This is a genomic window from Rhizobacter sp. P3_B12 (genome assembly GCF_056402895.1).
The window spans coordinates 1-5,641 of sequence record NZ_JBFUGN010000357.1; the positions used below are offsets into that span (position 1 = coordinate 1).

At 71.3% G+C, this 5,641-nt stretch carries 8 protein-coding genes; 6 read left to right on the forward strand and 2 right to left on the reverse strand.

The features are described from left to right. Both AC1D01_RS18305 and rbsD read left to right on the forward strand, forming a co-directional pair. On the forward strand, positions 1 to 256 hold a 256-nt coding region (locus tag AC1D01_RS18305), incomplete at its 5' end, for a PfkB family carbohydrate kinase (RefSeq protein WP_477868734.1). Further along, positions 253 to 648, forward strand: a complete 396-nt coding sequence (gene rbsD / locus AC1D01_RS18310) for a D-ribose pyranase (protein WP_477868736.1) — start codon at positions 253 to 255, stop codon at positions 646 to 648. The genes AC1D01_RS18305 and rbsD, both read left to right, overlap by 4 nt. 33 nt (positions 649 to 681) lie before the next feature. Here the strand turns inward: rbsD and AC1D01_RS18315 are convergent, their stop codons facing one another. Both AC1D01_RS18315 and AC1D01_RS18320 read right to left on the reverse strand, forming a co-directional pair. Next, the gene (locus AC1D01_RS18315; RefSeq protein WP_477868738.1) at positions 682 to 1,920 is read right to left on the reverse strand and encodes an SGNH/GDSL hydrolase family protein; all 1,239 of its coding nucleotides are present in this window, start codon (positions 1,918 to 1,920) and stop codon (positions 682 to 684) included. A 13-nt stretch (positions 1,921 to 1,933) separates the two neighbouring features. Next, positions 1,934 to 3,118 carry an MFS transporter gene (locus AC1D01_RS18320; RefSeq protein ID WP_477868740.1) on the reverse strand — a complete coding sequence of 395 codons (1,185 nt, stop codon included), beginning with the start codon at positions 3,116 to 3,118 and terminating at the stop codon, positions 1,934 to 1,936. A gap of 112 nt (positions 3,119 to 3,230) precedes the next feature. On the opposite strand from AC1D01_RS18320, the gene AC1D01_RS18325 reads away from it, so the two are divergent. From AC1D01_RS18325 to AC1D01_RS18340, 4 genes are all read left to right on the forward strand, one after another. Beyond that, the gene (locus AC1D01_RS18325) at positions 3,231 to 4,136 is read left to right on the forward strand and encodes a LysR family transcriptional regulator (RefSeq protein ID WP_477868742.1); all 906 of its coding nucleotides are present in this window, start codon (positions 3,231 to 3,233) and stop codon (positions 4,134 to 4,136) included. A 61-nt stretch (positions 4,137 to 4,197) separates the two neighbouring features. Then, complete coding sequence (locus AC1D01_RS18330) at positions 4,198 to 4,428, forward strand: DUF433 domain-containing protein (RefSeq protein ID WP_477868744.1); 231 nt, start codon at positions 4,198 to 4,200, stop codon at positions 4,426 to 4,428. Positions 4,429 to 4,434: 6 nt separating this feature from the next. Then, the gene (locus AC1D01_RS18335; protein ID WP_477868746.1) at positions 4,435 to 4,809 is read left to right on the forward strand and encodes a DUF5615 family PIN-like protein; all 375 of its coding nucleotides are present in this window, start codon (positions 4,435 to 4,437) and stop codon (positions 4,807 to 4,809) included. Positions 4,810 to 4,895: 86 nt separating this feature from the next. Beyond that, positions 4,896 to 5,641: dihydrodipicolinate synthase family protein (locus AC1D01_RS18340; RefSeq protein WP_477868748.1), on the forward strand; the 746-nt coding region annotated here is incomplete at its 3' end.

Below are 5,641 nucleotides of genomic sequence, written 5' to 3' on the forward strand. Positions count from 1 at the left end.
GGGCGCCGACGGCGTGCAGTGCGCCGACGAGCGCGGCAACGTGCATGCGCCGGCGCCGCGCACGCAGGCAGTCGACACCACCGGTGCCGGCGACACCTTCATCGGCGCGTTCGCCGCCGCGCGCTGCGCCGGCGTGGCCTTGCACGCGGCGATCGCGCATGCGCAACGGGCCGCGGCGTTCAGCGTCGCGCGGCCCGGCACGATCGACGCGATGCCGTTCGCGCGCGACCTGCAACCCACGGTCGAGGCGTCGTGAAGAAGACGCCGCTGCTGCACCGGGACCTGTCGCAGCTGGTCGCGCGGCTGGGCCATGGCGACCTGGTCGTGATTGCCGATGCCGGGCTGCCGGTGCCGGCGGGCACGCCATGCATCGACCTCGCGCTGACGCGTGGCGTGCCGTCGTTCGACCAGGTGCTGCAGGTGCTGCTGAGCGAGATGCAGGTGGAGCGCGCCGCGCTGGCCGACGAGGCGCTGCAGCGCAGCCCCGCGTTCGTCGCGCTGGCCGGCGAGCGCCTGCAGGGCGTGCCGGTCGAGCACGTGCCGCACGACGAGCTGAAGCGGCGCAGCGCCTCGGCGCGCGCGATCGTGCGCAGCGGCGAGTTCACGCCGTACGCCAACCTGCTGCTGTACGCCGGCGTCGTGTTCTGAGCCGTGCCTTGCGAGCTCGGCAACGGGGATTGATCAGCGTGTGGCCGGCAGCGGCACCGCCCCGGCCATCGCGCGGTGCCCGGCGTCGCCCGGGTGCAGGTGGTCGCCGGAGTCGAAGGCTGGCCGCAGGCGCGACGGCTGCGCCGGGTCGCGCAGCAGCGCATCGAAATCGATCACCGCATCGAACTCGCCGCTGTCGCGGATCCATGCATTGAGYTGCCGGCGCAGCGCGTCCTTGTGCGGCTGGAAGTAGTCGGCGAGCGGCGTGCCGGCGAGGGCGCCTTCGAACGGCGTCAGCGTGGYACCGAGCACGCGCACGCCGCGCAGGTGCGCACGGGCGATCAGCTGGCGGTAGCCGGCGACCAGCTCCGCGAGCTCGGGCGGCCGGCGTTGCGGGTCGAAGGCGGTGCCGGGCCACGCGATGTCGTTGATGCCGATCAGCACGATCACGCTGCGCAGCTGCGGTTGCGCCAGCACGTCGCGATCGAAGCGTGCGAGCGCGCTCGGCCCCATCCCGTCCGACAGCAGCCGGCCACCCGAGATGCCGGCGTTCAGCACCGCGATGCGCTGCGGCGCGAGTCGCGCGGCGAGGAAGTCGGGCCAGCGCGTGTCGGCGTCCATCGTCGCGCCGTTGCCGTCGGTGATCGAGTCGCCGATCACGACGACACTGCCGCGTGGCGCGTCGGCCTCGACCGCGACGCCGCTGAGGAAGATCCGCGCCGTCAGGCCCGGTGTCGGCGGCAGCTGGGCGGCGCCCACCTGGTTGCCGGGCGCGAGCGAGGCGGTTTGCCGTCCATCCCAGTGGAAGGTCTGCGTGGATGTCGGCTTCGGCAGGTACAGGCTGACGGCCAATGACGCGAGCGCTGCGACCTCGAGTTCCACCGGGTCGCTGAGCACCGGCGCGCCCGGCGGCACGACGACACCGGCCTGTCCGCCGAAGGTCACCGCGCGGCCACGCCCGGGGGCCGATGCCGGCGCCACCTGCGCCGCGCCGATCACCAGTGGCTCGCGGCCGTACTCGTTCGACAGCTGCAACCGCACGCGCCGCCCGCCGAGGCTCAGCCGCACGACCTGGCGCAGCGTCTGGTCGTCGATCGTCGATGGCGTGCCGGTGGGCAGCGCGAACTCCGCGCCCCAGCTTGCTTCGGGGCTGGCGGTCCAGCTCTGGATCCAGGTGCCGGCGTGCGCAGGCATCGCGGCCAGGCAGGCGAGGGCGCAGACGGACATGAGGGTCGTGGCGAGGCCGTGCCACGGCGTGCGGCATGTGGTCATGGTGTGGCTCCGATCAGGCGTTGGCGGAGGCGATCGCGGCCGGCGTGCGGTCCAGCGCCATCGCGAGCGCCGCGATCGCGAGGCCGGCCAGCGGCAGCAGCGCGGCCACCCACGCGAGCGAGCCGAGTCCCGGCCCGTTCGCGATCACCGCACCGCCCAGCCACGCGCCGAAGGCATTGCCGAGGTTGAACGCCGCGATGTTGAAGCTCGATGCGAGGCTCTGCCCGGCCCCCTGGGCCTTGTCCAGCACCCACATCTGCAGCGGCGCAACGGTCGCGAACGACGCCGCCCCGAGCAGGCCGACGAACAGCACCGCGGCCACCTGGCTGTGCAGCGCCCAGCCGGTCAGCGCGAGCACGATCGCGAGCACCGCCAGCGAGCCCAGCACCGTGCCGGCGAGGTGCCGGTCGGCGAGCTTGCCGCCGGCCAGGTTGCCGATCACCAGCCCGCCGCCGAACACCAGCAGGATCGGCGACACCGCCGCGGCGCTGAAGCCGGCGATCTGCGTCAGCAGCGGCGCGATGTAGGTGAACAGCGCGAACAGCCCCGCGAAGCCGAGCACCGTGGTCGCGAAACCGAGCAGCACCGGGCGGCGCAGCAGCGCGTCGAGGTCGGCACGCAGCGACCTGCCTTCATGGCTTGCCGGTTGGGTCGGCACGAACAGCGCCAGTGCCGCCATCGCCAGCAACCCGACCGCGCTGACGGCCCAGAAGGTGGCGCGCCAGCCGAAGTGCTGGCCGAGCCAGGTGCCGAACGGCACGCCGAGGATGTTGGCGACGGTGAGGCCGGTGAACATGATCGCGATCGCCGAGGCGCGCTGCTGCGGCGGCACCAGGCCGGTCGCGACGACCGAGCCGACGCCGAAGAAGCTGCCGTGCGCCAGCGCCGTCAGCACGCGGGCCGCCATCAGCAACTCGTAGGTCGGTGCCAGCGCACAGCTCAGGTTGCCGAGCGTGAAGACCGCCATCAGCGCCAGCAGCAGCGTCTTGCGCGGCCAGTGCTGCGTGAGCGCCGTCAGCAGCGGTGCGCCGACGACGACGCCCAGCGCGTAACCGGAGATCAGCAGCCCGCTCGCCGACACCGAGACGCCGAGATCGGTGCCCACGTCGAGCAGCAGGCCCATGATCACGAACTCGGTGACGCCGATGCCGAAGGCGCCGACGGTCAGCGCATACAGCGCCAGCTTGGTGTTCTTCATGACTGTGAATTCAGATGCCGTTGAGTCGGGAATGATGAGTTCAAACGGCGTTGTGAACTAGACTGCCCGCTGGAAAAACACTTGTGAACCCAGTTCATCAGCGAGGGACGGCATGGCACGACTGGATGTGAACCGCTCGGGCGAGATGGAGGTGTTCGTGCGGGTCGTCGAGCTGGGCGGTTTCTCGGCGGCGGCGCGGGCGTTCCGGATGACGCCGTCGGCGGTCAGCAAGCTGGTCGGGCGGCTGGAGGCGCGGCTCGCAGTGCGGTTGCTCAGCCGCTCGACGCGGCAGGTGCAGCTGACGCCCGAGGGCTGCGTGTTCTACGAGCGGGCGGTGCGCGTGCTGGCCGACCTCGAGGAAGCCGAGCGCGGCGCCGCCACCAACGATGCACCGCGCGGCCGGCTGAGCGTGAACGTCAACGTGCCGTTCGGCGAGCATTTCCTGTTGCCGCTGGTGCCGGCCTTCCTGGCGCAGCACCCGGAGGTCACGCTCGACCTGGTGCTGACCGACGAGGTGATCGACCTGCTGGAGCGCCGCACCGATGTGGCGGTGCGGGCCGGGCCGCTGAAGAGCTCGCAACTGCTGGCGCGCAAGCTGGGCGAGACACGCAAGCTGATCGTCGGCTCGCCGGCCTACCTGCAGCAGCGCGGCACGCCGATGACGCCGGCCGATCTCGCGTCGCACAACCGATTGGGCTTCACGTATGCCCGCGCGCTGGAGGGCTGGCCGCTGCTGGACGACGGCAAGGTCGTGCAGGTGGCGCTGAACGGCAACGCGCGCGTCAGCGACGGCGAATCGCTGCGCCGGCTCGCAGTGGCGGGGCTCGGGCTGGTGCGCTTGGCCGCCTTCCAGGTGCGCGACGACATCGCCGCCGGGCGGCTGGTCGCGGTGCTGGAGGACTTCAACCCCGGCGACCTGGAAGAGTTCCACGCGGTGTTCGTCGGCCAGGGCGGGCACCTGCCGTCGCGGGTGCGGGCGTTGCTGGATTTCCTCGTGGAGAACGTGCGGTTCGGCTAGATGAGTGCCTGCTGCGAAGGGATACTCGCTACCATGGTTCGCGTTGCGACAAGGAGCTGATATGGGACCCCTGGAACGCATTACACAGCGACCGGACGTGATGGGTGGCAAGGCCTGCATTCGTGGCATGCGCGTCACCGTCGGGATGGTGGTCGGTCAGGTCGGTGCCGGGCACAGCGTCGACGACATCCTGGCCGACTACCCCTATCTGGAGCGAGAAGACATCCTGCAGGCGTTGCGCTATGCCGCCTGGCGCGCCGATGAGCGCGAAGTCGAGCTGGTCGGCATGTGACAGAGGATGCGGCTTCTCATCGACATGAACCTGTCGCCCCGATGGGTCGGCGTCCTCAAAGAGGCCGGCATCGAGGCCTCTCACTGGTCAACGCTCGGCGCTCCCGATGCGCCTGACCCGGTGATCATGGCGTATGCGGCGGAACACGACTGTGTGGTGCTGACGCACGACCTGGATTTCGGCGCCATGCTGGCAGCGACCCAAGGCGACAAGCCGAGCGTCGTGCAGATCCGTGCCGAGGACGTGAACCCGAATGCCATCGGCGCTCACGTTGTTGCCGCACTGCGCCAGATGACGGCCGAGCTGGCGGCAGGCGCGCTGCTGACGATCGACACGAAGCGCACTTGCTTGCGCCTGTTGCCGCTGCAAGTGAATCGGTGACCGGCTCACGCCCGGCGCCAGGTGTTCCATCCTGCCTAGAATGCCCAGCCTGATCCGGCGTGTCCGCCGGCGCGAGGAATGGATTCATGCAGCAGCTCTCAGGCATCTGGGTTCCCGTCATCACGCCGTTCGCGGCGGATGGGCGCGTCGACCATGAACGGCTCGCCGCGCTGGTCAAAGACCTGGTGGCCGACGGCATCCACGGGCTGGTCGCCTGCGGCACCACCGGCGAGGCCGCGACACTCGACGAGGCCGAGCAGGCCGCCGTGCTGGGCACGGTGCTGTCGGCGGCCGGTGGCCGGCCGGTGCTGATGGGCGTGAGCGGCATCGCGCCGCGCGAGGTGGTGGCGGCGTGCCGGCGGTTTGGTGAGCAGGCGGTCGCAGGCTTCCTGGTGCCGCCGCCGTCGTATGTGCGGCCATCGCAGCAAGGCATCGTCGATTTCTACCGCGAGGTTGCGGCCGCCGCGGCACCGCGCGCGATCGTCGTCTACGACATCCCGTACCGCACCGGCGTCGAGCTGAGCCTCGCGACGCTGCGCACGCTGGCCGCGATCCCCGGCGTGGCAGGCCTGAAGGACTGCGGCGGCGACGCCCGCAAGACACAGGCGCTGATCGCCGACGGCCGCCTCGCGGTGCTGGCCGGCGAGGACCACCAGATCTTCACGACGCTGTGCCAGGGCGGGCAGGGCGCCATCGCGGCCAGTGCGCACCTGCATGCGAGGCGCTTCGTCGAGCTGTTCGACGCGCTGCAGGCGGGCGACCTGCCGCGCGCACGCCGGTTGCACCACGCGCTCGCGCCGATGGTGGCAGCGCTGTTCGCCGAGCCGAACCC

Coding starts and splice junctions, on each gene's coding strand:
- AC1D01_RS18335 (WP_477868746.1), top strand. CDS start 4,435: ATGCGGCTTCTCATCGACATGAACCTGTCGCCCCGATGGGTCGGCGTC.
- AC1D01_RS18330 (WP_477868744.1), top strand. CDS start 4,198: ATGGGACCCCTGGAACGCATTACACAGCGACCGGACGTGATGGGTGGC.
- AC1D01_RS18320 (WP_477868740.1), bottom strand. CDS start 3,118: ATGAAGAACACCAAGCTGGCGCTGTATGCGCTGACCGTCGGCGCCTTC.
- AC1D01_RS18325 (WP_477868742.1), top strand. CDS start 3,231: ATGGCACGACTGGATGTGAACCGCTCGGGCGAGATGGAGGTGTTCGTG.